Annotated in this window: 21 protein-coding genes and 1 riboswitch; of the genes, 12 read left to right on the forward strand and 9 right to left on the reverse strand. The window is 71.8% G+C overall.

Annotation, left to right across the window (positions count from 1 at the left end; translation table 11 throughout):
- Window positions 1–55: 55 nt before the first annotated feature.
- Both OG780_RS16955 and OG780_RS16960 read left to right on the forward strand, forming a co-directional pair.
- Window positions 56–1,411 carry an SWIM zinc finger family protein gene (locus OG780_RS16955; protein ID WP_328449097.1) on the forward strand — a complete coding sequence of 452 codons (1,356 nt, stop codon included), beginning with the start codon at window positions 56–58 and terminating at the stop codon, window positions 1,409–1,411.
- A gap of 153 nt (window positions 1,412–1,564) precedes the next feature.
- Entirely contained in the window at window positions 1,565–3,178 is a 1,614-nt protein-coding gene (locus OG780_RS16960; protein WP_328449099.1) for a DUF5691 domain-containing protein, read from the forward strand.
- A 429-nt stretch (window positions 3,179–3,607) separates the two neighbouring features.
- On the opposite strand, the gene OG780_RS16965 is transcribed toward OG780_RS16960, so the two are convergent.
- Window positions 3,608–4,024, reverse strand: coding sequence for a cobalamin B12-binding domain-containing protein (locus OG780_RS16965; RefSeq protein ID WP_326785961.1), 417 nt, complete (start codon window positions 4,022–4,024; stop codon window positions 3,608–3,610).
- 784 nt (window positions 4,025–4,808) lie between these two features.
- Here OG780_RS16965 and OG780_RS16970 point away from each other — a divergent pair.
- Window positions 4,809–5,672 carry an esterase/lipase family protein gene (locus OG780_RS16970; protein ID WP_328449102.1) on the forward strand — a complete coding sequence of 288 codons (864 nt, stop codon included), beginning with the start codon at window positions 4,809–4,811 and terminating at the stop codon, window positions 5,670–5,672.
- A 139-nt stretch (window positions 5,673–5,811) separates the two neighbouring features.
- Window positions 5,812–7,620 carry a peptidoglycan DD-metalloendopeptidase family protein gene (locus OG780_RS16975; RefSeq protein ID WP_443062168.1) on the forward strand — a complete coding sequence of 603 codons (1,809 nt, stop codon included), beginning with the start codon at window positions 5,812–5,814 and terminating at the stop codon, window positions 7,618–7,620.
- Window positions 7,621–7,762: 142 nt separating this feature from the next.
- On the opposite strand, the gene pcrA is transcribed toward OG780_RS16975, so the two are convergent.
- Complete coding sequence (gene pcrA / locus OG780_RS16980; protein WP_328449106.1) at window positions 7,763–10,249, reverse strand: DNA helicase PcrA; 2,487 nt, start codon at window positions 10,247–10,249, stop codon at window positions 7,763–7,765.
- A gap of 373 nt (window positions 10,250–10,622) precedes the next feature.
- Window positions 10,623–10,791, forward strand: a riboswitch (cyclic di-AMP (ydaO/yuaA leader).
- A gap of 8 nt (window positions 10,792–10,799) precedes the next feature.
- On the opposite strand from pcrA, the gene OG780_RS16985 reads away from it, so the two are divergent.
- Both OG780_RS16985 and OG780_RS16990 read left to right on the forward strand, forming a co-directional pair.
- Window positions 10,800–11,978, forward strand: a complete 1,179-nt coding sequence (locus OG780_RS16985; RefSeq protein WP_328449108.1) for a C40 family peptidase — start codon at window positions 10,800–10,802, stop codon at window positions 11,976–11,978.
- Window positions 11,979–12,128: 150 nt separating this feature from the next.
- A complete protein-coding gene (locus tag OG780_RS16990; protein ID WP_328458194.1) occupies window positions 12,129–13,091 on the forward strand; it encodes a tellurite resistance/C4-dicarboxylate transporter family protein in 963 nt (320 codons plus the stop codon).
- A gap of 115 nt (window positions 13,092–13,206) precedes the next feature.
- On the opposite strand, the gene OG780_RS16995 is transcribed toward OG780_RS16990, so the two are convergent.
- Window positions 13,207–13,560, reverse strand: a complete 354-nt coding sequence (locus tag OG780_RS16995; RefSeq protein WP_328458196.1) for a hypothetical protein — start codon at window positions 13,558–13,560, stop codon at window positions 13,207–13,209.
- A gap of 537 nt (window positions 13,561–14,097) precedes the next feature.
- On the opposite strand from OG780_RS16995, the gene OG780_RS17000 reads away from it, so the two are divergent.
- Complete coding sequence (locus OG780_RS17000; protein WP_328449110.1) at window positions 14,098–15,201, forward strand: C40 family peptidase; 1,104 nt, start codon at window positions 14,098–14,100, stop codon at window positions 15,199–15,201.
- 84 nt (window positions 15,202–15,285) lie between these two features.
- Here the strand turns inward: OG780_RS17000 and OG780_RS17005 are convergent, their stop codons facing one another.
- A complete protein-coding gene (locus tag OG780_RS17005) occupies window positions 15,286–16,050 on the reverse strand; it encodes a response regulator transcription factor (protein WP_328449112.1) in 765 nt (254 codons plus the stop codon).
- On the reverse strand, window positions 16,047–17,372 hold the full coding sequence (locus OG780_RS17010) for an ATP-binding protein (protein ID WP_328449114.1): 1,326 nt from the start codon (window positions 17,370–17,372) through the stop codon (window positions 16,047–16,049). Before OG780_RS17010 ends, OG780_RS17005 begins: the two co-directional genes overlap by 4 nt.
- A gap of 140 nt (window positions 17,373–17,512) precedes the next feature.
- On the opposite strand from OG780_RS17010, the gene OG780_RS17015 reads away from it, so the two are divergent.
- Both OG780_RS17015 and OG780_RS17020 read left to right on the forward strand, forming a co-directional pair.
- A complete protein-coding gene (locus OG780_RS17015) occupies window positions 17,513–18,898 on the forward strand; it encodes a PspC domain-containing protein (protein WP_328449116.1) in 1,386 nt (461 codons plus the stop codon).
- Window positions 18,885–19,109 (forward strand): hypothetical protein, encoded by a 225-nt coding sequence (locus OG780_RS17020; protein ID WP_328449118.1) that lies wholly within the window; start codon window positions 18,885–18,887, stop codon window positions 19,107–19,109. Before OG780_RS17015 ends, OG780_RS17020 begins: the two co-directional genes overlap by 14 nt.
- A 66-nt stretch (window positions 19,110–19,175) precedes the next feature.
- On the opposite strand, the gene OG780_RS17025 is transcribed toward OG780_RS17020, so the two are convergent.
- On the reverse strand, window positions 19,176–19,700 hold the full coding sequence (locus OG780_RS17025; RefSeq protein ID WP_328449122.1) for a DoxX family protein: 525 nt from the start codon (window positions 19,698–19,700) through the stop codon (window positions 19,176–19,178).
- A 486-nt stretch (window positions 19,701–20,186) separates the two neighbouring features.
- Entirely contained in the window at window positions 20,187–21,482 is a 1,296-nt protein-coding gene (locus tag OG780_RS17030) for a hypothetical protein (protein ID WP_328449124.1), read from the reverse strand.
- 267 nt (window positions 21,483–21,749) lie between these two features.
- Between OG780_RS17030 and OG780_RS17035 the strand changes: the two genes are divergently transcribed.
- Window positions 21,750–22,646 (forward strand): DUF4429 domain-containing protein, encoded by an 897-nt coding sequence (locus tag OG780_RS17035; protein WP_328449126.1) that lies wholly within the window; start codon window positions 21,750–21,752, stop codon window positions 22,644–22,646.
- Window positions 22,647–22,717: 71 nt separating this feature from the next.
- Here OG780_RS17035 and OG780_RS17040 read toward each other — a convergent pair whose 3' ends face one another.
- The gene (locus OG780_RS17040) at window positions 22,718–23,512 is read right to left on the reverse strand and encodes a class II aldolase/adducin family protein (RefSeq protein ID WP_326785975.1); all 795 of its coding nucleotides are present in this window, start codon (window positions 23,510–23,512) and stop codon (window positions 22,718–22,720) included.
- Between the two features lie 154 nt (window positions 23,513–23,666).
- Here OG780_RS17040 and OG780_RS17045 point away from each other — a divergent pair, with 154 nt between their 5' ends.
- Window positions 23,667–24,137, forward strand: coding sequence for a pyridoxamine 5'-phosphate oxidase family protein (locus OG780_RS17045; protein ID WP_328449129.1), 471 nt, complete (start codon window positions 23,667–23,669; stop codon window positions 24,135–24,137).
- 41 nt (window positions 24,138–24,178) lie between these two features.
- On the opposite strand, the gene guaA is transcribed toward OG780_RS17045, so the two are convergent.
- Entirely contained in the window at window positions 24,179–25,759 is a 1,581-nt protein-coding gene (gene guaA / locus OG780_RS17050; RefSeq protein WP_328449131.1) for a glutamine-hydrolyzing GMP synthase, read from the reverse strand.
- A gap of 329 nt (window positions 25,760–26,088) precedes the next feature.
- On the opposite strand from guaA, the gene OG780_RS17055 reads away from it, so the two are divergent.
- Window positions 26,089–26,373 carry a chorismate mutase gene (locus OG780_RS17055; protein WP_326785978.1) on the forward strand — a complete coding sequence of 95 codons (285 nt, stop codon included), beginning with the start codon at window positions 26,089–26,091 and terminating at the stop codon, window positions 26,371–26,373.
- The last annotated feature ends 223 nt before the right edge of the window (window positions 26,374–26,596 follow it).

Raw genomic sequence — 26,596 nt, forward strand, 5'->3', positions numbered from 1 at the left:
GCGCAAATGTGCTCGCGAGGATCGATTGTCAGTGGTGGGTCCTACCTTCGATGGCATGACACAGCAGGCGGTGCGCTGGACGGCGGATCAGGTGCTGGCACTGGCGCCTGACGCCGCGTCACGCAAGGCGGGGAGCAAGCTCGGCGCGGCCGGACCGTGGTCGGAGGCGGGCAGTACGGAGGAGGGGACGGTATGGGGACTGTGCAGGGGAAGTGGCAGCAAGCCGTATCAGACGGTCGTCGACATCGCGGACTCGGCGGGTCCCGCTTACAAGTGCAGTTGCCCGAGCCGGAAGTTCCCGTGCAAGCACGCGCTGGGGCTGCTGCTCCTCTGGGCGGGCGCGGACGGAGCGGTGCCGTCCGCGCAGGCACCGGACTGGGCCGCCCAGTGGCTGGAGGGAAGACGCAGGCGCGCGGAGGGCAAGAGCCTGGCGGGCGGGGGATCTGGAGCCGCCTCGCCGGGTGATCCCGAGGCGGCGCGGCGCAGGGCCGAGCGGCGGGCCGAGCGGATCACCGCGGGGGCGGCCGAGCTGGAGCAGCGGCTGGCGGACCTGCTGCGCGGCGGCCTCGCCTCCGCCGAGCGGGCGGGGTACGGGATGTGGGAGGAGACGGCGGCCCGGATGGTCGACGCGCAGGCACCCGGTCTGGCCGCGCGCGTGAGGGAGTTGGGGGCGATCCCGTCCTCGGGGCCGGGCTGGCCCGTGCGGCTGCTGGAGGAGTGCGCGTTGCTGCACCTTCTCGACCAGGGCTGGCTGCGGCGCGAGCGGCTGCCGGACGGCCTGGCCACGACGGTCCGTTCCCGTGTCGGACTGCCCGGCTCCCCGGACGGCCCGCCGGTGCGTGACCGCTGGCTGGTCCTCGCGCAGTACGACACGGCGGACGCCCGGCTCACGACCCGCAGGATCTGGCTGTACGGCGCCGAGTCCGGCCGTACGGCCCTGCTCCTCTCCTACGGCGCGGCGGGCCGGGCACCCGAACTGGCGCTTCCGGTGGGGCTGGTCTTCGAGGCGGAGGTGTCCGCGTACCCGGGCGCCGGCCAACTGCGGGCGGCGCTGGGCGAGCGGTTCACTCCCCCGGCACCCGCGGCGATACGGCCGCCGGGGCTGACCACGCCCCAGGCGGCGGCCCGTTACGGAGAAGCGCTGCGCGCCGACCCCTGGCTGGACTCCTGCCCGGTCACCCTGGATCGGGTCGTCCCGACCCCGGACGGGGACTCATGGCAACTGGCCGACTTCGACGGGGAGTCGGCTCTCCCTCTCAGCCCTTCCTCGCGATCCCGGCCCGAACTGTGGCGCCTGGTCGCCCTGTCCGGCGGCGCACCGGTCACGGTCTTCGGCGAGTGCGGCCACCGCGGCTTCACTCCGCTCACGGCGTGGCCGCAGGGCGAGGGCGAGGCGGTGCCGCTGTGCTGACCCCGGTCAGCACCCCCACCGCATGCGTCACCCTCACCGCATATGCCACCTCCACCACATGTGCCGCCTTCGGCGGCCTCATCACCCTCGCCACACCGACCAGCGGCCCGGCGCCCGGCCGCCGCTGACGCCCTTCGTACGGAAAGGACGCTCATGACCACGACACCGGCATCGGCGGGCGCGCCCTTCGGCGGTTCCTGGGAGGAGCTCGTCACCGTGGCGCTGCTCGGCACCGAGCGGCGCACGCTTCCGGGACAACGGCCCGGGCAACAGGCTCCTGTCGCGCTGCTGGACGCGGCGGCCGTGGAGACCGTACGGCGGCGGGCCGGAGTCCGGCCGGCGCGCGCGGCGGCCCGGCCGGAGCCCGCGGCACCGGACCCGCGGGCCGCGCTGCCGCCCGCCGCTGCCCGAAGGCTGGCGACCCTGCTGGCGGACCGCCCCGGCGCGGGCGGCGGTGGCCGCAGAGGCACGGCACCCGACCTCATGGAGCTGCTGCCCCAGTGGCTGGCCCTGGCGAACACGCGCGGATTCGCCGCGCCCCCGGGGACCCTTCCGGCACTCCTCGACGCGGCCCGGGGGCGCACGGACCTGCGGCCCGCCGTGCTCGACTTCGCCGGGCCGCGGGCGTTGTGGCTGGCCCGGCTGAACCCCGAATGGCGGTTCGCGCTGCGCTCCTCGTCGGGCGCCGCCGCGCTGCCGGAGGAGGTCGACGACATACAACGGCTGTGGCAGGAGGGCCTGTTCGCGGAGCGGGTCGCGCTGCTGACGGCGGTACGGGCCAAGGATCCGGCCGCCGGACGCGCCTTGCTGGCGGCGACCTGGGCGACGGAGCGGGCCGAGGACCGGCTGATGTTCCTCGACTCGCTGCGGTCCGGACTGTGCGCCGAGGACGAGACGTTCCTGGAGCGGGCGCTGGCCGACCGCAGCCGCAACGTCCGGGCGACGGCGGCCGAACTGCTGTCCTCCCTGCCGGGGTCCGCGCTCGCCGCGAGGATGGCGGACAGGGCCGCCTCGTGCGTGGCCGTCGACCATACGCAGGGGGCACCGGTGATCACGGTCGAGGCGCCGCACGAGTGCGACGCGGCGATGGAACGGGACGGGGTGGTGCCGAAACCCCCGGGCGGCCGAGGCGAACGGTCATGGTGGCTGGGCCAGCTGGTCGAGGCGGCGCCGCTCGCGACCTGGCGGGAGCGGCTCGGCGGCCGTTCGCCGGAGGAGATGGTGGCCCTGCCCGTGACGGACGGCTGGCAGGGGGAACTGCATGCGGCGTGGTGCCGGGCGGCGGTGCGGCAGCGCGATCCCGCGTGGTCGAGGGCGCTCCTCGGGCCGCCCTCCGCTCCGGAGGCCGGGGGGCCTGGGGCGGTGTCACTGGCCGAGCGGGCCAAGCTGCTGGCCACGCTGGGCGCCGGGGAGCGGGCCGAGTGGGTGGCCGGGTTCATCGGTACGCACGGACTGTCCGAGGCGTTCCAGCTGCTCGGGGTCTGCGCGGTGCCCTGGGCGGGAGGCCTGGGGCGGGCGGTGGTCGACGCGCTCGACATCGCGCGGGACGCGGGGAGCTTTCCGTGGAGCTTCAGCGGGGTGATGGGGCTGGCCGAGCGCTGCCTCGACCCGGCGGAGGCGGGACGGCTCGAAGGACTCACCTCGGTCCCCGACGAGTCGGAGCACGCGGCACCGGGGTCCGGCGACTACTGGGCCGAGGCCTTCCAGCGGCTCGTGACGACCCTGCGGCTGAGAGCGGCCATGTCCGCCGAGTTCACCGCGCCATGACCGCCACTCCGGCCGTGCGGTGAAAGGCCGCCCGGCTCGGCACGTCCCCTCGCCGTGGGCCGGGCGGACGGCGTCCGGGACCCGGCCGGGTCCCGCCCCGGTCTGCCCGCGCCGTGCTCCCTGCTCCCAGGGCACCGCGCAACACGAAGAAGCCGGGCGAACCCGAGGAGCCGGAGAACCCGGTACTCGGAGAACCCGTCTGCTCGGAGAACCCGGCAAGGCCGAGACTCTCCAGCGCCGAACCGCTCCGGCGCTGGAGATGCCGAAGGGCACCGATGCCCGCGCGAAACAGCGCGGGCACCCAGTCGGTCACGCGGGCCGACGCAGGCCCAGGCGCCCGGCGGTCACCCGGGCGCAGCGCGGGGCACCCGGCGGTCACGCGGGCGGCGCAGGTGCCCGGCGGTCACCCGGGATGGCGCAGGCGCCCGGTCACGCGCCGGCCGGCTGCCTGACGTTCGCCCGTACCCAGTCCACGATGGACACCGTCGTGGCGCCCGGGGTGAAGATCTCCGCGACGCCCTTCTCCTTGAGGGGGGCGATGTCCGCCTCGGGGATGATGCCGCCGCCGAAGACCTTGATGTCCTCGGCGTCGCGCTCCTTGAGGAGGGCGATGACGGCCGCGAAGAGCGTGTTGTGGGCACCGGACAGGATGGACAGGCCGATCGCGTCGGCGTCCTCCTGGATCGCGGTGTCGACGATCTGCTCCGGGGTCTGATGGAGCCCGGTGTAGATGACCTCCATACCGGCGTCGCGCAGTGCCCGCGCGATCACCTTGGCCCCACGATCGTGGCCGTCGAGCCCCGGCTTGGCCACCACCACGCGGATCGGACCGGCTGCCACACCCATCACTGCCTCCATCAACGGACTACTTCCACCTGCACCGACGAGGACTGCCGACACATGACTGCGACGACCACCGCCGGACGACGGCCGACAACTGGCCGAAGGTTCACGGACTGACCAGTATTGACTACCCGTTGTCACCAACAAGCGTCCGCCGACCGCGCCGACTACTGACCATCGACACATATCGCTCAGTTTTCCGCTCGCCACACCGGATCGCTCCGGATCGCCGATCGCGCCAAGCGGCACAGGCGTCCCGGACCCTTTCGGCCCGGGAAGTGAACGAACGTTATCGCCAGCATCCCGCAAGCGGCAGTTTCGCGGTGGAGAGCGAGGGGGAAATCACACACTGGGACAAGTTCGCCGCGCACGGTTCCGTACGGCGGCACTGGCGCCGCAGGGACCTGCGGCGTACGGGCCACGGCCGGAGCAGGCGCAAGAAGAGCCGCGACCAGGTGGCCGCACCATCGCGTCGTCAGCGGACGGCGTGGTGCTGGGGCACATCGGCGACGGCACGACAGCGGGGAGCGAGGCCGGGCAGCAGGACCACGGGAATCACGAGGGCGACTCCACGCCACGACACGACGCCGGTGCACCCAGCACGGCGGACGTCGGGGAGCCGGGGTCGGCGTCGTATTCCGCGCCCTTCGGCCGAGCGCTCCGTAGCGTCACCGGTCTCCCACACCGGGGACGTTCCGTCGGCCGCCACCGTCGCCGACCTCACGGCTTTCCACTAGGGCACACGGGGGACGGAGTGGTCCTCCCGCGTGCCGACTGGAGGTCGGCCATGAAGGTCACCGAGGCTGCGTCGCCCCTTCTCCCCCTGTGCCAGCGCCTGTTTCCGACGAAACTGGCCGGGCTGTCGGTGGCGCTGTTGAAGGCAACGGCCCTGGAGCTCGCGATCCTCGCCGGGCACCTCCTCCTCTATCCCTCCGGCATCACCCAGGAACGCCGGACCGGACACCCGCTCCCCTCGCCCGACGTCGCCGCCCCGCTGCCCACCGAGGCCAAACCCCCGGTCGTCCTGCTGCACGGCTTCATCGACAACCGCTCCGTCTTCGTCCTGCTGCGCCGCAATCTCGCCCAGCACGGCCGGCAGCACATCGAGTCCCTCAACTACTCGCCGCTGACCTGCGACATCCGTACGGCGGCGGAGCTGCTGGGCCGGCACATCGAGGAGATCTGCGAGCGCACGGGCCATGAGCGGGTGGACATCGTCGGGCACAGCCTCGGCGGGCTGATCGCGCGCTATTACGTGCAGTGCCTCGGCGGCGACAGCCACGTCCGCACACTCGTCACGCTCGGCACCCCGCACTCGGGCACCCGCGTCGCGCCCCTGATGAACGCGCACCCGATCGTCCGCCAGATGCGCCCCGGTTCCGCGGTGATCGAGGAACTGACCGGCCCCGCTCCGGGCTGCCGTACGCAGTTCGTCAGCTTCTGGAGCGATCTCGACCATTTGATGGACCCGCTGGAGACGGCCTGCGTCGAGCATCCCGACCTGCTCGCCCAGAACGTCCGCGTGAGCGGTGTCGGCCATCTCGCGCTGCCCGTGCATCCGGCCGTCGCGACCGGAATCCGGCAGGCACTCGACATCGAGATGTCGGGGCCCCTGGCCGCGGTCCGGAGCGGCGGCCTCACGGTGGCGTGAGAGGCGGCACGGAACGGTCCGAGGGCGGCCGTCGGGAGGGCTGACGGCCGCCCGACGGCCCTCCCGGCAACCGAAGTCTTCGAACAGTTATCGAACGCCAGGCCAAGCCCTTGCCCGCCCTCCCCCGAAACACGGCCGAATGCCCGTTTCCCGCGAAGGGGAAACCTGCCGAAGATTGTCGCGCCCGCATACCGCCGGGTACAGTCGCCGCACTGCTCTGCCAGCCCCTGTTGTCGAGGCGAAAGAGAAGTTGGTGAACGACCGTCACCCGTCGGGGATCGCGACTCCCCCGGCTCCGGCTTCCGACGCCGCCTCGGCGCTCTACGCGCCCTACGGCGCGCAAGAAGCCCAGTACGGCGACTTCACCGCGTACGGCGACTACGCCGGCTCGGCCCCCGACCCGGGGGCGAACGCGGCCGCCTACTCCGGTGCGGACTTCGCCGGCGACCCGCTCTTCGGCACCATGCCGGGCGGCACCGGCTCGTACGACTCCACGCAGTGGAACGCCGGAGCCCAACAGCCGCTGGGCTACGACCCGTACGCGGCGCAGCACACCACCTACGGCACCGGAACCCACGACACGACGGCCTGGACGAACGGCTATCAGCAGCACGCCGGGATCCCCGCGCAGCATCCGGGCCCCGACGCCTCGGGCCAGTGGGACGCGAACGGCTGGCTCCAGCCCGAGCAGCCGCTCGACGGGACCCAGCAGTGGACCGTGCCGACGCAGGAAACGGGCGCGTACGACGCCACGCAGTGGAACATCGCCGGCGGCCAGGACACGTACCAGGCGTACGAACACCCGCAGCCCGAGTCGTACGAGCACCCTCAAACCGAGGCGTACGAGCACCAGCAGCCCGAGTCCTACGAGCATCAGCAGCCCGAGTCGTACGAACAGCCGCAGGCGGCGTCCGAGTCGTACGACCACCACGAGCTGACGCAGCTCGACATGACGTACGAGGGAGCGTCCGACGCGTCGGGCCCGGTCCCCTTCGACCAGCAGGCGACCGCGACCTTCGACCAGGCGACCCACGGTCAACTCGCCGCGGAGGATGACGAGTCCGACGCGGCCGAGGACCTCGCGGACCCGGTCGGCCCCGACGGCGGCTACGACCCGTACGACGAGGGGCGCGAGAGGCCGCTGCTCGACGACATGGAAGAGATCACCCCGGTCCGGCGTCCCGCGACGCGCAGTGCTTCCCGCGCCCGGCGCCGCAGCCCCGCGAAACGTTCCGCTCTGCTGACCGTCGCGGTGCCCTCGGCCTGTGTCATGGGGGTCGCGGGGATCGCCGCCGCCTCCGTGGGCGGTGTCGGCGGCCTCGGCGGGGACGACTCGAAGGACACGACCGCCAGCGCCTCCGACGTGACCTCGGTGAAGCCTTCGGCCGCCAACATCAAGCTGGACACCCAGCTCCAGAGCCTGTCCGCGGGCGCGGACGACTTCGCCGACCGGGCGAGCCGCACGCAGGAACGTATCGACCTCAAGGCCCAGCAGGCGACGGAGAAGAAGAAGGCGGCGGAGGCGGCGGCCCGCAAGGAGCGGCTGCGTCCGAAGTTCGCTCTTCCCGTGGTGCAGCAGGGCCTCAGCGCCTACTTCGGCCAGGCCGGCGTCAACTGGATGTCCGTGCACACGGGCATCGACTTCCCCGTCTCCTACGGGACGCCGGTGATGGCCGCGACCGACGGCACCGTCCGGACGCAGTGGAACAGCGCCTACGGCAACATGATGATCGTGACCGCGATGGACGGCACCGAGACGTGGTACTGCCACCTATCCACGTACAAACTCCCCTCCGGCACCGCCGTCAAGGCCGGTGATCAGATCGCCTTCTCCGGGAACTCCGGCAACTCGACCGGCCCGCACCTGCACTTCGAGGTCCGCCCGGCCGGCGGTGCGGCGATCGACCCGCTGCCGTGGCTGCGCAGCCACGGCCTGGACCCCACGTAGGAACCCGGCCGGGACGCCGCGTGACCGCGGTCCCCCGGCCGTCTCCGGACGGCCAAGGGCCCTGCGATCGGTCACCCGGATCCGGCACCGCGATCCGTCACCGCGATCCCCGTCGACCGGTTCACGCGAACGGTCTCGCGGACTACAGCTTCTCCACCGGCGCGTACCGCAGCAGCAGCCGCTTCGGCTTGGGCTCTCCGAAGTCGACCGTCGCCTCCGCGTTCGCGCCCGTCCCCTTCACGCCGACGACGGTGCCGAGGCCGAACTGGTCGTGCGTGACCCGGTCCCCGACGGCCAGCGAGACCACCGGCTTCTCGGTGGCACCGCGGCGGGTGGCGAACCCGGAGGCACCCGAGGCCGCGGACCGCGAACGCGAGGACGAGAGGGAGGCGGCGACACCGGAGACGGGACCGGCGGGCCTGGACGCCGTCGCTCCCGTGCGCTTCCAGTCCAGATGGGTCGCCGGGATCTCCTCGAGGAAGCGGGAGGGCGGGTTGTACGAGGGCTGACCCCACGCGCTGCGCACCGAGGACCGGGTGAGGTAGAGCCGCTCCCGCGCGCGCGTGATGCCGACGTACGCCAGGCGCCGCTCCTCCTCCAGTTCCTTGACCTGTCCGAGCGCGCGCATGTGCGGGAAGACGCCGTCCTCCATGCCGGTCAGGAAGACCACGGGGAATTCGAGGCCCTTGGCGGTGTGCAGGGTCATCAGGGTGATGACGCCGTTGCCGTCCTCCTCGTCCGGGATCTGGTCGGAGTCGGCGACGAGCGCGACCCGCTCCAGGAACGCGGCGAGTCCGCCCGTATTCTCGCCCTCACCGGTCTCCTGCTCGAACTCCAGGGCCACGGAGGCGAGTTCCTGGAGGTTCTCGACCCTGGTCTCGTCCTGCGGGTCGGTCGAGTTCTGCAACTCGGCGAGATAGCCGGTGCGTTCGAGGACCGCCTGCAGGATGGTGGCCGGGCCCGCGCCGGACTCGACGATCGTGCGGAGGTCCTCCATCAGCGTGTTGAACCGCTTGACCGCGTTGGTGGAGCGTGCGGCCATGCCATAGGCCTCGTCGACGCGGCGCAGCGCCGCCGGGAAGCTGATCTTCTCGCGCTGCGAGAGGGCGTCGATCATCGCCTCGGCGCGGTCGCCGATACCGCGCTTGGGCACGTTCAGGATGCGGCGCATCGGGACGGAGTCCTCGGGGTTGGACAGCACCCTGAGGTACGCCAGGACGTCCCGGACCTCCTTGCGCTCGTAGAAGCGGACGCCGCCGACGACCTTGTAGGGCAGGCCGACGCGGATGAAGATCTCTTCGAAGACACGGGACTGCGCGTTCGTGCGGTAGAAGACCGCGACGTCGCCGGCCTTGGCCTCGCCCGCGTCGGCGAGACGGTCTATCTCGTCGGCGACGAACTGGGCCTCGTCGTGTTCGGTGTCCGCGACGTAGCCCGTGATGTTCGAGCCCGCGCCCGCGTTGGTCCACAGGTTCTTGGGGCGGCGGGACTCGTTGCGCTCGATGACCGCGTTGGCGGCGGACAGGATCGTCTGGGTGGAGCGGTAGTTCTGCTCCAGGAGGATCGTCGTCGCGTTCGGGTAGTCCTCCTCGAACTGGAGGATGTTGCGGATGGTCGCGCCGCGGAAGGCGTAGATCGACTGGTCCGCGTCACCCACGACGCACAGCTCGGCGGGTGCCAGGTCGTACCCGCCGGGCGGTACGTCCGCGGGGTGCTCGGAGTTGCCGACGAGCTCCCGCACGAGTGCGTACTGCGCGTGGTTCGTGTCCTGGTACTCGTCGACCAGGACGTGCCGGAAGCGGCGGCGGTAGTGCTCGGCGACGTCCGGGAAGGCGCGCAGCAGATTGACCGTGGTCATGATCAGGTCGTCGAAGTCGAGCGCGTTGGCCTCGCGCAGCCGCGACTGGTACATCGCGTACGCCTGGGCGAGGGTCTTCTCGAAGCCGTCGGAGGCCTGGGCGGCGAAGTCCTCCTCGTCGATCAGCTCGTTCTTCAGGTTCGAGATCTTGGCGCTGAACGACTTCGGCGGGAACCGCTTGGGGTCGAGGTCGAGATCACGGCAGACGAGCGCCATCAGACGCTTGGAGTCGGCGGCGTCGTAGATCGAGAACGACGAGGTGAAGCCGAGTGTCTTGCTCTCGCGGCGCAGGATGCGGACGCAGGCGCTGTGGAAGGTCATCACCCACATCGCGTTGGCGCGCGGGCCCACGAGCGCCTCGACGCGCTCCTTCATCTCGCCCGCGGCCTTGTTCGTGAAGGTGATCGCGAGGATCTGGCCCGGGTGGACGTTCCGCTCGCCGAGCAGATGCGCGATCCGGTGGGTGAGCACGCGGGTCTTGCCGGAGCCGGCACCGGCCACGATGAGCAGCGGCGAGCCGGAGTGGACCACGGCCGCGCGCTGGTTCTCGTTCAGTCCGTCCAGCAGGGCCGCCGGGTCCACGGCGGGCCTGGGCGCGCCGTCGCGGTAGTACGCGTCCCGGCTCGGCGGCATGTCGAACTTCCCGCCGAACAGATCGTCCGGAACGGGCTCCGGTACGTGATCGTCCTCGGGCGGCGGCGGGTGTTCGTCCTCGTGGGCCGCGGAGGGCTTGAGGTCCGCCAGGAAGCTGTCGTCAAAGAGGCTGCTCATCGCTCTCCGAGTCTAGGCCGCCCCACCGACAGCCCGCCGCCACCTCGAGAACTCGGCCGCAAGTGTGACCAGGGTCCCGGCGGAACACCCCGGGGAAGGCGGCCTTCCGGCCATGACACCTCACACCCCGTGACGAGAAGCGGCCGAGCGGTCACCCGGCGCGAGACCCCGTCGGCGAGCGGCTCCGGCGAGCCGTTCGGAGCGGGCGGGGCCCGTTCGACGGGCCGGACGGGCGGGTCGCCGCCCTCGGGACACACGGCAATGGTCACGAAAATGTATCGGGCATATCGCACATCAACCTTCACACGGGCCACACCGGTTGGCTAGCGTGCGGGAAGGCCGCTCGACCGCGACCGGCGAACCTCGCCGGGCCGAGCGGCCTCCGCCGAGTCCGGTACGCCGCGAGGCCCCGGAGCCGGGGACCCACCGACCTTGGGGTGAATCGGTCCAACCGCCTTGCGGGGCAAGGACCGTAGGGCAGCCTTCCGGAACCACCCGCCCGAACCCGACAGCTAACTCGGTAGGCGGATGACGGAAGGAGTCGCCTCTCTTGGCGTCACACCGCAAAGCGCGTCCCACGGGTGCGCGCATCGCAGGCATACGGACCCCGGCCCTCGCCACAGCGGCCCTCACCTCCGTGGCCCTGCTCTCCCAGACCGCCAACGCCGCCCCCTCGGCCGAGCCCCGGCCCAGCATCGAAGCGGTCTCGAAGAAGGTCGACGACCTCTACCACCAGGCCGAGACGGCCACGGACAAGTACAACGCGACCCGGGAGAAGACCACCGAGCAGCGCGAGCGCGTCGACACCCTGCTCGACGACGTCGCCCGGCGCACCGAGAAGCTCAACACCGCGCGCGAGGAACTGGGGTCGTTCGCCGCGGCGCAGTACCGCACCGGGGCCTCCGCGCCCGACACCGCGACCCTGCTGCTCGCGGACAACCCCCAGGACTACTTCGACCAGACCCAGCTGATGAGCCGTCTGACGTCACGTCAGAAGGCGGCCGTCGACGACTACATCACGGAGCAGGCCGCCACCACCAGGAAGCGGGCGGAGGCCACCCGGAGCCTGGAGTCCCTGACCGCCTCGCAGAAGGCGCTCAAGACGTCCAAGGCCACGGTGCAGCACAAGCTCACCGAGGCCCGCTCCCTGCTCTCGAAGCTGAACGCCGAGGACAAGGCGCGGCTGGCGGCGATCGAGAAGAAGAAGCGGGAGCAGGCCGCGGCCAAGGCGGCGGAGCTGGCACGGCAGCAGGCCGCCACCGAGAAGGCCGCCCAGCAGGAGTCGTCGTCCGGCACCACGACCGGCACGGCTTCCGGCTCGGCCTCCGGGTCGGCGACGGGATCGACGGGATCGACGGCCACGGACTCCTCGTCGAAGGCGGCCGAGGCGCTCGCGTTCGCCCGCGCGCAGATCGGCAAGCCGTACGTCTGGGGCGCCACCGGCCCGGACTCCTACGACTGCTCGGGCCTGACCCAGGCCGCGTGGAAGGCCGCCGGCGTCAGCCTCCCGCGCGTCACCTACGACCAGGTGAACGCGGGCACGACGGTCTCCCTCACCGATGCCCGGCCCGGCGACCTGGTCTTCTTCTACGACGACATCAGCCACGTCGGCCTCTACATCGGCGACGGCATGATGATCCACGCGCCGAAGCCGGGAGCGTACGTCCGCGAGGAGTCGATCTACTACGACGGCACCTCCGCGATCCACAGCGTGGTGCGCCCGGCGTAGACCGGGACACGGGCGCCGCTCTCGCGGGGCACGCGCGGAGCCTTCTCGGCCCCCACGCGTGCCCCGCGTTTTCGTCCCCGCCCGCGCGTGGCCCGCCCGCAACCCGGTGCGGAGGTCCCTAGCATCGAGAACATGTCAGACACACCGGACATGCCGGACAGCACGTCGTTCCGCGCCCGGCGGGCGGGGTGGGCGGCCACCGCCGGAACCACCGTCATGGCCACCGGCATCATCTCGATCGGGCTGCACCTGACCGGCCACGAGGCCCTCTCCCGGATCGCGCTGGTCCTCGCGTCGCTCGCCTGGGCCGGGCTCGCCGCGGACTTCGCGGTCCGGCTGGTGGGCGACCGGGAGCGGTGGGCGCGGCAGGCCGGCGCACCCGCCGGGCTCGACGCGGTCGCGGCGACCACCGTGCTCGGCACCCGGTTCTCCACACTGGGCCGGCAGGAGCTCGCCGAAGCCCTGCTCGCGCTGTCGGCCGTGCTCTGGCCGGTTCTGCTGATGGCCGTCCTGCGGCGTCTGCGGCGCCGTATGCCGGGAGAGGTGTTCCTCGTCTGCGTGGCCACCCAGGGGCTCTCGGTCCTCGCGTCCACGATCGCCGCCGCCGTGGGCCCGGACTGGCTCGCGCACACCGCGCTGGTGCTGTTCTGGCTGGGGATCGGGCTCTACGTGCTCTCGCTCGCGTACTTCGACCCGGGTGAGGTGAGGAAGGGCGCCGGGGACCATTGGATCGCGGCCGGCGCGCTGGGCATCTCGGCGCTGGCCGGGGCGGGACTCGTCGCGGTGCACCACGTGGATCCGTACCTGTGGAACAACGACGACCAGGGCGTCCTGCGCGATACGACGGGCGCGCTGCTCGTGCTCGACCTCGCCTGCTACTTCCTCCTGGCCGTCGCGGAGGTGATGTGGCCCCGCCCGCGGTACGACATCCGGCGCTGGGCCACCGTCTTCCCGATGGGGATGTCGGCGGTGGCGACCCTCGCGGTCGCGGCCGCCCTCGACATCTTCTGGCTCAAGGGGCCGGGACAGGTGCTGCTGTGGATCGCGGTGGCGGCCTGGCTCGCGGTGGCCGCGGGCGCCGCTCTCGCCTTCAGGTCCACCGCGCGGGGGTGACGGTGTCCCGCAGGCCCACCGCGCGGGGGTGACACGGCCGTCGGGTCCGCCCCGTGCGGAGCGCCGCCGGTCAGGGCCGCCGCCGGCCCCCGGCGAGCGGGACCGCCTCAGCCGGTCAGGTCCACAGGACGGCGATGAAGATGTTCGCGACGGTCAGCAGCCCGACCAGGCCGAAGAGACGCTTGTCCACCGTCTCGTCGTCCCGCTTCACATAGCCGAGCCCGAGGATCACGATCAGCAGGGCCGGCTTCACACCGATCTTGCCGGTGTTGACCGTGCCGCCTTCGGCCTGGTTGAGCCCGACCAGGGCGACACCGGTCACCAGCATGGTCAGCGCGCCGTGCAGCATCGCCGGGACGAAGCGGGCGGTGCCCTTGCCCATCGCCTTCATCTGGGTGAGGAAGCCGCCGAGGAGCGCGGCGATGCCGATGACGTGCAGGCCGACGAAGAGATGGATGAGCACGTCGATGGGGCCGGAGCCCAATCGCACCCCCGAGGGCCCTCCCGACCGGGCCACCCCTTCCCACCAGGCACCCTGGACCCACCCCTGCCCGCCGACCGCCCTCCCCCTCCGGGGCCCCGTTCCCCGGGCCGTCCCGCCCCACCGGCCCCCCGTCGCGCTCCGGCCCCGGTCGGCACTCCCTCGCCACCGGACCGTCGCGCGTCAGCCATAGCACCGGCATCGCGCGGGCCGTCCGGGAATCGCCGCTTCGGTCATCACCCTGCGTGAAGTCGGTGACGTACGGCCGGAATCTTGGTCACATTTGGTCTCTCAGCGATCCAATAGCGATAGTTCCACACATAGCGTTACCAACAGCGCGCTCCCAGGTTTAGCGTCCTCCACCAGGTGACCGGCTCCCCACCACCGTCCGGGCCAGGGACGGCAGTCGGACACCACCGCCGAGAAGGTCCGGCGGCGGCACGCTCCCCCTGTGTGAGCCGCCGCCGGACGTGTCACCGCTTGACCGCACCTCAAGGGCGGTCGCACGGAAGGATGTGGGCCCTCGTGGCAGCGCACCGCAAGGCCAGACAGCGCTCGGTCGGCGGAAACACGGCCCGCACAGCAGTCACCATCGCCCTCGCGGGCGCGGCGACGGCCACCGGCTTCGACGGGGTCGGGCACGCAGACCCCCAGTTGTCCGCGGCGCAGGTGAAGGCAAGGGTCGACAAGCTGTACGAGGAGGCGGAGGCCGCCACCCAGAAGTACGACGGCGCCAAGGAGAAGGCCGGCCAGGCGGAGGCGAACCTGAGCAAGCTCCGGGACGAGGCGGCCCGCCGGGAGGACCGGCTCAACTCGGCCCGGGACGCGCTGGGTTCGATGGCCGCGGCGCAGTACCGCAGCGGTGGTCTCGACCCCGTGGTGCAACTCGCGCTCTCCGACCGCCCCGACCAGTATCTGGAGGGGGCCGCGCTCGCCGAGCGGGTCGGCACCCGGCAGTCGGCGAAGATCGCCGGGGTACGCAAACAGCTCCGTGAGCTCGAGCAGTTGCGTGGGGCGGCGCACATCGAACTGGCGGCTCTCAAGTCGCGGCAGACCGAGCTGAAGCAGCAGAAGAAGGCGGTCAACGAGAAGCTCGGCGCGGCACGGCAGTTGCTCGACCGCCTCACTCCGCAGCAGCGCACGCAGTACGCGGAGCGAGGCGGCGCGGGTGACCAGCAGCATGCCTCGCGCGACGCCGCCCGCGATCCGGCCCCCGTCGCGGCGTCGGGAGCCTCCGCCACGTCCGGTGCCGCCGGAGCGGGCAGTACGGTGGCGCCCAACTCCCGGGCGGCTGCCGCCGTCGCCTACGCCTACGCGAAGCTCGGCAGCCCCTACGTCTGGGGCGCCACCGGCCCCAACGCGTTCGACTGCTCGGGGCTCGCCCAGGCCGCGTACCGATCGGCGGGCGTCTCCCTGCCCCGCACGACCTATTCCCAGATCAACGCCGGCCGACGGGTCGCCCTGTCCGAACTCCAGCCCGGCGACCTGGTGTTCTTCTACTCGGGCATCACCCACGTGGGCATCTACGTCGGCAACGGCCAGATGATCCACGCACCGAATCCGTCGGCGCCGGTGCGGGTGGCACCGATCACGGAGATGCCCTTCGCCGGAGCCACCCGGGTCGCGTGATCGCCTGAGCGGCGAGGCCGCGGGCCCCGGGCCGTCCGTCGCCCGGGGCTCCCGCCCGTCCCGATTCCAGCGGGTCGGACCGCGTCAGACCAGTCGTCGCGCCGTCGCCCAGCGGGTCAGCTCGTGGCGGTTCGAGAGCTGGAGTTTGCGCAGGACCGCGGAGACATGCGACTCGACGGTCTTGACGGAGATGAAGAGCTGCTTGGCGATCTCCTTGTACGCGTACCCCCGGGCGATGAGCCGCAGGACCTCGCGTTCGCGCTGGGTGAGGCGGTCCATGTCCTCGTCGACGGGCGGGGCGTCGGTGGAGGCGAAGGCGTCGAGGACGAATCCGGCGAGGCGCGGGGAGAAGACCGCGTCACCGTCCTGGACGCGGAAGACGGAGTCCACGAGATCCGTGCCGGTGATCGTCTTGGTGACGTACCCCCGGGCGCCGCCACGGATCACGCCGATCACGTCCTCCGCGGCGTCCGACACGGACAGCGCGAGGAAACGGACAGGTTGCTCGGCGTCGGCCATCAACGGGGCGCAGCGGCGCAGCACTTCGACTCCGCCGCCGCCGGGAAGGTGGACGTCGAGGAGGACGACCTCGGGGCGGGTGGCCGTGATGACCGTGACCGCCTGGTCGACGTCCGCGGCCTCGCCGACCACTTCGACGCCGGTCCGCTCGGTCTCCCCGATCTCGGCCTGGACCCCCGTACGGAACATGCGGTGGTCGTCCACGAGCACCACGCGTACCCGGCGCCCGCCCTCGGCACCGGCCGCGGGGGCGGCGCCCGGGGATGCGGCGGCACCGGAGGCCTCCGCGGCCGAACCGCCGGACTCCACAGGCTCGTTCGTGTCGCTCATGACGTTTTCTCCACCCTCTCCATCTCCAGCTCGACCTCCGTGCCGCCGTCCGGCACCGCGCGCAGTCGCGCCGTGCCGCCGTTGCGCTCCATACGGCCGATGATCGATTCTCTGACGCCCATGCGGTCGGCGGGTATCGCGTCGAGGTCGAAGCCGGGGCCGCGGTCGCGGACGGACACGAAGACCGTCCTGCCCTCGACTTCGGCGTAGACCTGCACGGCGCCGCCCTCGCCACCGTACTTGGCCGCGTTCACCATCGCTTCCCTCGCCGCCTGCATCTGCGCGGTCAGACGGTCGTCGAGCGGACAGTCGCCCACGACGACGACCTCGATGGGGACGCCGTGCTTGTCCTCGACCTCGGCCGCGTGGCCGCGGACCGCCTCGGCGAGGGTGGCGGGCTCCTCGTCCTCGTCCTTGCCGCTGCCGTCCGGCTTGTAGAGCCAGGCCCGCAGATCGCGCTCCTGGGCGCGGGCGAGGCGCCGCACCTCGTTCGCGTTCTCCGCGTTGCGCTGGATCAGGGTCAGGGTGTGCAGCACCGAGTCGTGGACGTGGGCGGCGACTTCGGCCCGTTCCTGCGCGCGGATGCGCATCAGGCGCTCCTCGGAGAGGTCCTGGGTCATCCGGATCAGATAGGGGCCGGCGAGCAGCGCGATGCCGACGAGGACCGCGAGCGCCGCCTGGAGCACCGAGCCGAGGTGGGCCGCGGAGCCCTGGAGGACGAAGATCCCGGAGACGCCGGCGGTGACGAGCAGCACGCCCGCCGCGGACCGCAGCAGCGAGAGCGTACGGCGACGGCGGCCGACCTCCGCCCAGCGGGCGCGGCGCGCGTTGTCCGCCTGGCGCCAGACCAGGGCGACTCCCGCGCCGACGAGGACCGTCGGCCACAGATACGCCTTCGTGCCGCCGCCGAGATTCACGTTGCCGACGAAGACCATGGCCACGACGACCATGAGGAGAAGCGCGACGATCTGGCCCTTGTCCGGCTTGCGGGCCACCAGTCTGCGCCGGCCGTCGGGCGAGGTCTCGGTGGTGAACGCCGGCGTGCGGCCGGAGCCGACGCCGCCGACGCCGAGGGGCACGAAGAACCAGAACGCGGCATACAGGAGCGCGCCCAGCCCGTCCGCCATGAACAGTCCGACGAACACCAGCCGCACCCAGACCACGGGCAGCCCGAGATGCCCGGCGAGCCCTCGCGCGACGCCCCCGAGCCAGCGTCCGTCGCTGCTTCGGTAGAGCTTGCGCGGGGGCCGCGGGTCGTCGGCGGGCATGGCTGCGGCTTCCGGCATGCCATCGATCGTCACACGCCCGGCGTACCGGAGCATCAGGGTCGGCCCCCGAAACTCCCCTGATCTTCAGGAATCGCCGTTCGAACAGTCCCCGCCCTCCCCTCCGGGCGGATATCAGGGTTCGGCCAGGGTCATCCCGACTGCCGCCGCGCCGTCCCGCCCGTCACCATGGACGCATGACAGATCAGCAGCACGCGGCGGCGGGGCCGGATCCCGGCACCGCTCCGGGTGACGAGCCGCGCGCCCACGGAGAAGCGGCCGCGGCACGGCCGGCGGACTCCGGCGCCGACCCGTCCTCCGGGCCGCCGCGCGGGTTCCGGCGCGACCGTCGGCAGAAGATGCTCGGCGGGGTGTGCGCCGGGCTCGGCCGGCAGTGCGACATGGACCCGGTGATCTTCCGCATCGTGCTCGCGGTGCTCGCCGCGACCGGCGGCATCGGCCTCATCTTCTACGGCTTCGCCTGGCTCTTCGTCCCGTACGACGACGAGGAGGAGGAGAACGAGGTCCGCAAGCTGCTCACCGGCCGGGTCGACGGTCCCGCTCTGACCGCCGTGCTCTTCGCGCTGGTCGGCTGCGGAGTGTTCCTGTCCATGCTCAAGAACGGCAGCGTGCTGACGTTCGCCGTCGTCCTGTCCCTGCTGCTGGCGGGCGCGGGCTACTGGTCGCGGAACCGCGGCGCCGCCGACCCGGACCCCCTGGCCGCGCAGGCCGCCGCCGACGCCCCGCCGGAGGCGAAGGCCCCGCCCGTCCCCGACTCCTATCCCTCCTGGTGGCGCGAGCCGATCGTCAAGGACGGTTCGCACGTCGGCGGCACCGGCTATATGTGGGGTCCTCTGGAGACCCTGGACCGCGATGTCACGGCCGCGCTCAACATCGCCCGCGGCACCTCCCGCGCCGTCCCTCGGACGGAACGGGAGCGCGGACAGCGCGGCCCTCGTCCCATAGGCGGCCGTGTCTTCCTGCTCGCCCTCCTGGCGGGCGGCCTGACCACGGGCTTGAAGTGGCACGACCGGGCGCTCGGCACCAGCCTCCAGGCCGGACTGGCCGCCGCGCTCATCGTGTTCGGCCTGGGGATCGCCGTGAGCTCGTTCCGCGGCCGCACGGGCGCGGGAACGGTCTTCCTGGCGGTGATCACGGCCGGGCTCCTCGCGGCCTCCTCGGCACTGCCGAAGGACATCGACACGCACTGGGTGCGGACGGAATGGGCGCCGGCGACCCCGGCCGACGTCCGGGCGAGCTACGACCTGGGCACGGGCGTGGGCACCCTCGACCTCAGCCGGGTCGACCTCGCCGGGGGACAGACGGTGAAGACGAACGCCGAGGTGGGCGCGGGCCGGCTGAAGGTGATCGTCCCCAAGGACGCGACCGTGCGGCTGACCGTCGAGGTGGGCATCGGAGACATCCAGCTGCCGGGTGACGACAAGAAGGACGTGGACGTGGAACCGGGCAAGCACCAGCAGGTGACCCTGCGGCCGGCGACGGGCGGCAAGGACGGCGGCACCTTCGACCTCGACCTCCAAGTCGGATTCGGTCAGGCGGAGGTGGCCCGTGCCACGTCATGAGTTCCAGCCCGGAAAGCTGGTGGTGGGCCTCTTCCTCACCGCCGGGGGCATCGCCTACGCCGGAGACGCGGGCGGCTGGTGGGAAACCGAGTGGTTCGCCATCATCCCCGTCGTTGTCGTCGGCCTCTGTCTGGCGGGCGCCGTGGCGTCCGTGAACCACGCCGTCCGCAGACGCCGTGCGAACCGGAGGCCGCGGAGCGTGAACCCCTAGGGCGTGTCCGCACCACCGGGAGCGACCTGTTCCGGCCGCTCCCGGTGATCAGACCGTCGCCGGGCCTCAGTAGCCGGACTGTGGCCGGCGTCGGCGCCTGATCACGGCGTCCAGTGACCAGTAGGACGCCCCGGCCAGTACGAGGGGTGTCCAGCAGAACAGGTACGGGAGGTCGTTGCCGAAGTAGTACGGGTCGGAGGCCCAGCTCACGGTCAGCCACAGGCTGAGCGAGATGAGCGCGCCGCCGAACGCGGCGAGGCGGGCCAGCAGTCCGATCAGGGTGCCTATGCCGACGGCCAGCTCACCGAACGCGATGGCGTAGCCGAAGCCGACGGGGTTCTTCAGGGACAGGTCGACGAGGGCCGGTATGGCGGAGGAGTCACGCACCGTGCGCATCATGTCGCCGATCGAGCCCGATCCGGAGGCCTTCATGAAGGCGCTGTCCGTCAGTTTGTCGAGGCCGGCGTAGATGAAGGTGACGCCCAGGAAGATCCGCAGCGGCAGCAGGGCGTAGCGCGTCGCGGTCTCCCGCCAGTCCCGCCGCTCCCCCGGATACCGGGTGTGAGTATCCGTCCGCATACCGTGAGTCATCGCTCTCCGCCACCTCTCACCCGCGTGCCGTTGGCCACTCAACAGACCATACGTACGAATCGGTTCCCCGACTCAGCCGACGGAACCTTTTCCGGGCCCTACCTCTCGGAATGCCCCGCTCGCCCCACCTCTCCCGGCACACCCACAAGCGACTTCCGCCCCCTCCGCCCCTACCCGCCCCATACCCCGCTCCTCAAACGCCGGAGGGGCTGAAACTTCCCCGACCGGGGCTGAAATCTGGACCGGCCACCACGACGCACCCGCAGCCGGGAGCGCACGGAAGGGGCCGTGCCGGTACATCACATGCCCGTCGCTTACGCCCGGATCGAGCAGCGGTTCGCTCCTGGACCCACGTCTGATCCAACGGCGACGGGCGGATGTACCGGCACGGCCCCGACCCACAACGCACCCGCACCCGCACCCGCACCCGCACCGCAGACGCCAGCGCACCGAACCCGCACCGCAGACGCCAGCGCAAGCGACCCCTCAGTCGGTCACGTCGATCTCGTACCGGTTCGTCTCCACCCCCGCCGCGGTGACCACCTGCACCTCCACCCGCCCCGGTTCCACATCCACCGGCACAGGCACCGTCAGCACGGCGTCCGTGGGATTGCTGAACCCCCCGGACACCGGGACCAACGGCACATGCACATGCACCGCCCCGATCCGCACGACCATCCGTGACAGCCGGTCCGCGGTCTGCGCCCCGGGCGGCACGAACCCGGCACCCCGGATCTCGATGTCGTCCCCGGTGCGAATGGGAGCGTCCAGATCGCCCGCCTCACGGGACCGGACCACGGAGAGGATCACCGGCCGCCCGCCCTCGGCGTACTTCCCGGCGAGATAGGTCGCGGCCGACACCAGCACCAACAGGGCCAGCCCCCACGGAAGATCGGGCAGCTGCGACGGACGCCGAGCCAGCCGCACCGCCGCGAAGGCGAGAGCGACCCCGCTGATCACGACGTACTGGATGTCGGCGAAGCCACCCCGCCCGGAGTCGTCGGTCAGCAGGTCCGCGGCCCGCGGCCGGTCCGCGCGGACCTTCTGCAGCCGCTGCCCGAGCACCCTCAGGCCGACCACCCGCCGCACCAGCACGGCGACCCCGCAGACCACCGCGACGACGGTCACGACACCGGCGGCCCGGGCGAGTTCGAGCCCGGCGATGAGTTCGTCCCGGCGGTCGTGCGTGGACGCCGCCGCGAGCTGCCCCACCAGTACGAGCACCGCGTACACCATGAGCAGCACCCAGCCGGCGGCCACCGCGCGGGAGGTGGAGAGCCGGTTGTCCTCGCCGATGACCGGCGCGACAGCCCCGCCCCGCGTCCGGTGCAGCCAGGCCGCCCCGGTCAGGAGTCCGGCCAGCACGACCGCGGCGAGCAGCCCCGCCGTCCGCGCCGCCGTCCAGCCGGCCCCGATCGCGGTGAGCGCCTGCACGAGCAGGAGGACGACGACGGCGGCCCAGACGGTGGACGCGGTGTACCGCCACAGCCGGCCCAGCCATGCCTCGCCCTCGAGGCGGCCGCGTTCGGCGACGAGGTCCGCGGACTGGGTGAGTTCGTCGGACACCCACTGCCGGGACGCCGAGGCGGAGTGCGCGACACCGGCGGGCAGCCCCTGCCCGGCCGCCAGCGCGTCGCGCTTGGCGAGGAACGCGGCGACGGCCCGCCGGTGCCCCGTACGCGCCCCGTGCGGGCAGTCCCCGCACGTGCAGCCGCCCTCGTGCCCGCCCGGTCCCCCGCCCTGCTCCGCGCCCGGCCCGCCACCGGGGCCACCGCTCCGCACGGTGCCCGATCCCGACCCCGGCCCGGCACCGTGCCCCGCACCGTGTCTCGCCTCCTGCACCGCCACGCTCACTGCCGCCTTCCCGCGCCAGAAAAAACTCCGTACAGCCGGTATGTCACGAATGCCCGGCTGCCGCACGCCCGCCCGGCAACTCTCCTTGTGACGACAGCGAATTGTGCCGTACGGAACACTGCGCGCATGTGTCAGGTCGGCTCAGCGCGGGCGAAACCGGCGACCCCTCGTTGACCCGACTGCGAGAATTCGTCCATGGCCGAGATCATCCAGCGCGACGGAACCTGGGCCTTCGACGGCAGCACGGTCAGGATCACGCCGGGACTGCACCGAACCGTACCGCTGTTCCGGCAGACGTACGGGGAGATCGCCGTTCCTCTGGAGGCGGTGTCGGGTGTCGTCCACGAACCCGAACGCAAGCGCGGCCGCCTTCGGTTGCGGCTGCGCGAGGGCGCCGACCCGCTGCTCCAGGCGACCGGGGGCCGGCTGCCCGAGGCTGCGGACCCCTACAACCTGTCGGTCGGCAGGGACCGTTCCGGTGTGGCCGCGTACGTGGCCGAGGAGATCCGCCGCGCGCTGCTCCTGGACCAGGTCCCCAAGGAACCGGCGACGACGTATCTGCTCACGGGGCCGCCCGTCCCGGTGTCGGTCCGGTCCAGCGACGGCACGGTCTCCTTCGACGGGACGCGGGTACGCATCGACTGGGCGGACACCTCGGACCGGGTCAAGCGGGCGACGGGGCCCAGGATCATCGACCTGGGCGACCTCGTGCGGGTCGAATGGCTGCCCAACTCCGGTTACGGGGACGGTTTCCTGCGTTTCGTGACGGGCGAGGCGATCCTCTGCGAACTGCCGCCCGAGAAGGACCCGTACACCCTCGACCTGTGGGGCAGCACCCGCCGCGACCTGCTCACCGCGCTGATCGCCACCGCGGTCACGGCCCGGCTGCCGCATCCCTCCACCCGCACGGGAGCGTACGAGGAACGGCCCCGACCGGCGCCGGTGGTGCGGGTGGTGCCGACGCGGTCCGACCCTCACGACGTACTGCTGCGCCGACTGCGGGAGTTGGGCGAGCTGCACCGCGACGGCGTCCTGACGGACGAGGAGTTCACCCTGACGAAGGCGGCCGTCCTGCGGGGTTTCCAGCCCTGATCTCCAGGGCCTCCCACCCCAGGGCTCCCACTCCAGGTCTCCCACTCCAGGTCTCCCACTCCAGGACCTGGCTAGCTGAGAAGATCGGGTTCGCTGCGGCTGATGTCCTGCCACAGCGGCTGGTAGTTGATCCACGCCACCAGGTCGCCGCCGAGCTGTTCGCGAGTGGCGACCGCCTGCTTGTGGTCGATGAGGAGGGGCCGGCCCGCGGCCTTCGCGGTGAGCTGGACCTGGCTCGACCGCTCCATGGACAGGAACCACCAGGCCGCCGCGTCCACCGAGTCCCCGACGGTCAGCAGCCCGTGGTTGCGCAGCACCAGCGCCTTGCGGCTGCCCAGCGCGGACGCGATCCTGCGGCCTTCCTCGGCGTCGACATTGACCCCGGTGTAGGCGTCGTACAGAGCGTGGTCCTCGTAGAAGGCACAGCTCTCCTGGGTGATCGGGTCGAGCAGGTCGCCGAGGGCGGCGAGGGCACGGCCGTGCACGGAGTGGCAGTGGGCGACGGCGACGACGTCGGGGCGGGCCGCGTGGACCTGGGAGTGCACGGTGAACGCGGCCTGGTTCACGTGGTAGCGGCCCTCGATCACCTGGCCCTCCCCGTTGACCATGACCAGGTCGCCGACGGTGACGTGCTTGAACGGCATGCCGAACGGATTGACCCAGAAGCAGTCGCTGTACTCCGGGTCGCGTGCCGTGATGTGTCCCGAGACGCCGTCCTCGAAGCCGAGCCGTCCGAACAGCCGCAGCGCGCCGGCCAGCCGCTCCTTGCGGTGCCGCCGTTCGTCGTCCGTCGACTCGTGCATCGGCGGCATGGCGAAGCGGAGCTGGTCGGTGGGGCGGGGCAGCGGCGGAGTGGGCCCGTGCATATGTCCTCCAGCACTGGCGTGTTCGGTACGAGCGGAAGTTACCCGGGGTCAGCGCAGGAGAACAGGGGTGTTCCGTGAGAGAAAAATGTGGAACGCCGGGGGACACAGGCAATACCCGACAGGAGACGTCGGGTATACGCGGCAGACTCGCCGCATGAACTGGGCAGCACTCTCCACCGCCGAACCGGACCTCGCCGGCACCGTCGAACAGCGCTTCGGCGCCTTCACCCACCACGTCCTCGCGACCCTCCGCAAGGACGGCTCGCCCCGCACCTCCGGCATCGAGGTGCGCTTCCTGGACGGCGAGCTGTGGCTCGGCATGATGCCGGACTCCCTCAAGACGCTCGACCTGCGCCGCGACCCGCGCTTCGCGCTCCAGGCCAACCCCGGGGCCGGTACCGACATGGGCGGCGGCGACGTACGGATCAGCGGGCGGGCGGTCGAGGTGGGCGACGACGTCCCGGCGAAGGCGGCGTACGTGAAAGAGGTGGAACCGCCGGAGCCGTTCCACCTCTTCCGCACCGAGCTGACGGAGGTCACGCGGACCTACGTGGAGGACGACACGTATCTGGTCGTCCAGGTCTGGAAGCCCGGCGCGCCGGTGCGCACGCTCAAGCGGACCTGAAGGGAAGGGTCACTCCCCCTGGGGACTCCCCCAGGAGGGGACTACTCCCACTCGATGGTGCCCGGGGGCTTGCTCGTCACGTCGAGCACGACGCGGTTGACGTCCGCGACCTCGTTCGTGATGCGCGTCGAGATCTTGGCGAGGACCTCGTAGGGCAGTCGCGACCAGTCGGCCGTCATGGCGTCCTCGCTGGACACCGGACGGAGCACGATCGGGTGGCCGTACGTCCGGCCGTCGCCCTGGACGCCCACGCTGCGCACGTCGGCGAGCAGGACGACCGGGCACTGCCAGATCTCACGGTCGAGACCGGCGGCGGTCAGCTCCTCGCGGGCGATGGCATCGGCGGCGCGGAGCAGGTCGAGACGCTCCTTGGTCACCTCGCCGACGATCCGGATGCCGAGGCCGGGGCCGGGGAACGGCTGGCGCTGGACGATCTCGTCGGGCAGGCCGAGCTCCTGTCCGACCATCCGGACCTCGTCCTTGAACAGCTGGCGCAGCGGCTCGACGAGCTGGAACTCCAGGTCCTCGGGGAGGCCGCCCACGTTGTGGTGGGACTTGATGTTGGCCGTGCCGGTGCCGCCGCCGGACTCGACCACGTCCGGGTAGAGCGTGCCCTGGACCAGGAACGCGACGTCCTCGCCCTCGGCGGCCTCGGCGATGATCTCCGCCTGGGCCTGCTCGAAGACGCGGATGAACTCGCGCCCGATGATCTTCCGCTTCTCCTCGGGGTCCGAGACACCCTTGAGCGCGGTGAGGAAGCGCTCCTCCGCGTCCACGACCTTCAGCTGCACGCCGGTCGCGGCGACGAAGTCCTTCTCGACCTGCTCGGTCTCGCCCTGGCGCATCAGACCGTGGTCGACGTACACACAGGTCAGCTGGGAGCCGATGGCCTTCTGCACGAGGGCCGCGGCGACCGCCGAGTCCACTCCGCCGGACAGACCGCAGATCGCGCGCTTGGTGCCGACCTGCTCGCGGATCAGGGCGACCTGCTCGTCGATGACGTTGCCGGTGGTCCAGGTCGGGGTGATACCCGCGCCGCGGTACAGGAAGTGCTCCAGCACCTGCTGGCCGTGCGTGGAGTGCATGACCTCGGGGTGGTACTGGACGCCGTAGAGCTTCTTCTCGTCGTTCTCGAAGGCGGCGACCGGGACGACGTCCGTGGAGGCCGTGACGGTGAAGCCCTCGGGGGCGGCGGAGCAGGCGTCGCCGTGCGACATCCACACCGGCTGCTCGTCCGGGGTGCCCTCGAACAGGGTGGAGCCGGACTTCGAGACGTGCAGCGGCGTACGGCCGTACTCGCGGGCGCCGGTGTTGTCGACCGTGCCGCCGAGGGTGGTCGCCATCAGCTGGAAGCCGTAGCACATGCCGAAGACGGGGACGCCCGCCTCGAAGAGCTCGCGGTCCAGGCGCGGGGCGCCCTCCGCGTAGACCGACGAGGGACCGCCGGAGAGGATGATCGCGGCCGGGTTCTTGGCGAGCATCTCCTGGACCGGCATGGTGCTCGGCACGATCTCGCTGTAGACCCGGGCCTCACGGACTCGACGGGCGATGAGCTGGGCGTACTGCGCACCGAAGTCGACGACCAGGACGGTGTCGGGGGCGGCGGGGGACGCTTCTGGCACGGTCTGCCTTCCGGCGGTGAGCAAAAGGGTGTGTACGGCCGATTCTACCGGGGGCCGCGGCGGGCCCGGCGCCGACGGGGTTCCGGACACCGGGTCTCACCATCCGAACCGTCTTGGCCGGCGCCGCCGCGGGCGTGCATACTGCCGTCATGCTCACGCACACGACCTTCCTGTTTACCTATGGCAACCGGCCCACCGGCTGCCATGGTCGTGCTGCTTGAGCAACTGACAAGCGACTTCCCAGGCGCCCCGGGCCGACAAGGCCCGGGGCGTCTGCCGTTTCCGGGCCGGGTCGCTCCGGGGCACCCCTTCCACCGAGGAGCCCCACCATGGCCGACGTACTCGACAAGACCGGCGCCCGTACCGACGAGGCCGCCGATGTGATCACCGGTGCCCGTGAGCGCATCGACGCCCTGGATGACCGGATCATCGGTCTCGTGCAGGAACGGATGGCCGTCTCGGCCGTGATCCAGGAGGCCCGGATCACGTCCGGCGGCCGCCGGGTGAACCTCTCCCGAGAGATGGAGATCCTCGGCCACTACCGGGACGCGCTCGGCAAGCCGGGCACCTCGCTGGCCATGATCCTGCTCGAACTGTGCCGCGGCCGGATCTGAGACCCGCACCCGGCGTACGCACGTACGCATTCCCTCTCACCCGTACGGCGCGTATCCGGGGTACCGCGGGCTTCGTTTCTTCTGGTGTCCGTGTCAGCCAGGGGCGGGCCCGAAAGAACCACGCGTGGCTTCACTGGAGCGATGAGACGTACGGATCGTGCCGTGCGTCGTGGGACCTCGCTCCAGGTCGTGTGACCGGACGGCAGGGGACAGCAGCCCGGTC

This window comes from Streptomyces sp. NBC_00386 (assembly GCF_036063235.1).
Taxonomy (GTDB): domain Bacteria; phylum Actinomycetota; class Actinomycetes; order Streptomycetales; family Streptomycetaceae; genus Streptomyces.

Coding starts and splice junctions, on each gene's coding strand:
- pcrA (WP_328449106.1), bottom strand. CDS start 10,249: ATGAGCAGCCTCTTTGACGACAGCTTCCTGGCGGACCTCAAGCCCTCC.
- OG780_RS16965 (WP_326785961.1), bottom strand. CDS start 4,024: ATGGGTGTGGCAGCCGGTCCGATCCGCGTGGTGGTGGCCAAGCCGGGG.
- OG780_RS17045 (WP_328449129.1), top strand. CDS start 23,667: ATGAACTGGGCAGCACTCTCCACCGCCGAACCGGACCTCGCCGGCACC.
- OG780_RS17040 (WP_326785975.1), bottom strand. CDS start 23,512: ATGCACGGGCCCACTCCGCCGCTGCCCCGCCCCACCGACCAGCTCCGC.
- OG780_RS16990 (WP_328458194.1), top strand. CDS start 12,129: ATGCCGGACAGCACGTCGTTCCGCGCCCGGCGGGCGGGGTGGGCGGCC.
- OG780_RS16960 (WP_328449099.1), top strand. CDS start 1,565: ATGACCACGACACCGGCATCGGCGGGCGCGCCCTTCGGCGGTTCCTGG.
- OG780_RS17005 (WP_328449112.1), bottom strand. CDS start 16,050: ATGAGCGACACGAACGAGCCTGTGGAGTCCGGCGGTTCGGCCGCGGAG.
- OG780_RS16970 (WP_328449102.1), top strand. CDS start 4,809: ATGAAGGTCACCGAGGCTGCGTCGCCCCTTCTCCCCCTGTGCCAGCGC.
- OG780_RS17010 (WP_328449114.1), bottom strand. CDS start 17,372: ATGCTCCGGTACGCCGGGCGTGTGACGATCGATGGCATGCCGGAAGCC.
- OG780_RS17025 (WP_328449122.1), bottom strand. CDS start 19,700: ATGACTCACGGTATGCGGACGGATACTCACACCCGGTATCCGGGGGAG.
- OG780_RS16955 (WP_328449097.1), top strand. CDS start 56: ATGACACAGCAGGCGGTGCGCTGGACGGCGGATCAGGTGCTGGCACTG.
- OG780_RS17035 (WP_328449126.1), top strand. CDS start 21,750: ATGGCCGAGATCATCCAGCGCGACGGAACCTGGGCCTTCGACGGCAGC.
- OG780_RS17015 (WP_328449116.1), top strand. CDS start 17,513: ATGACAGATCAGCAGCACGCGGCGGCGGGGCCGGATCCCGGCACCGCT.
- OG780_RS16975 (WP_443062168.1), top strand. CDS start 5,812: ATGCCCGTTTCCCGCGAAGGGGAAACCTGCCGAAGATTGTCGCGCCCG.
- OG780_RS17055 (WP_326785978.1), top strand. CDS start 26,089: ATGGCCGACGTACTCGACAAGACCGGCGCCCGTACCGACGAGGCCGCC.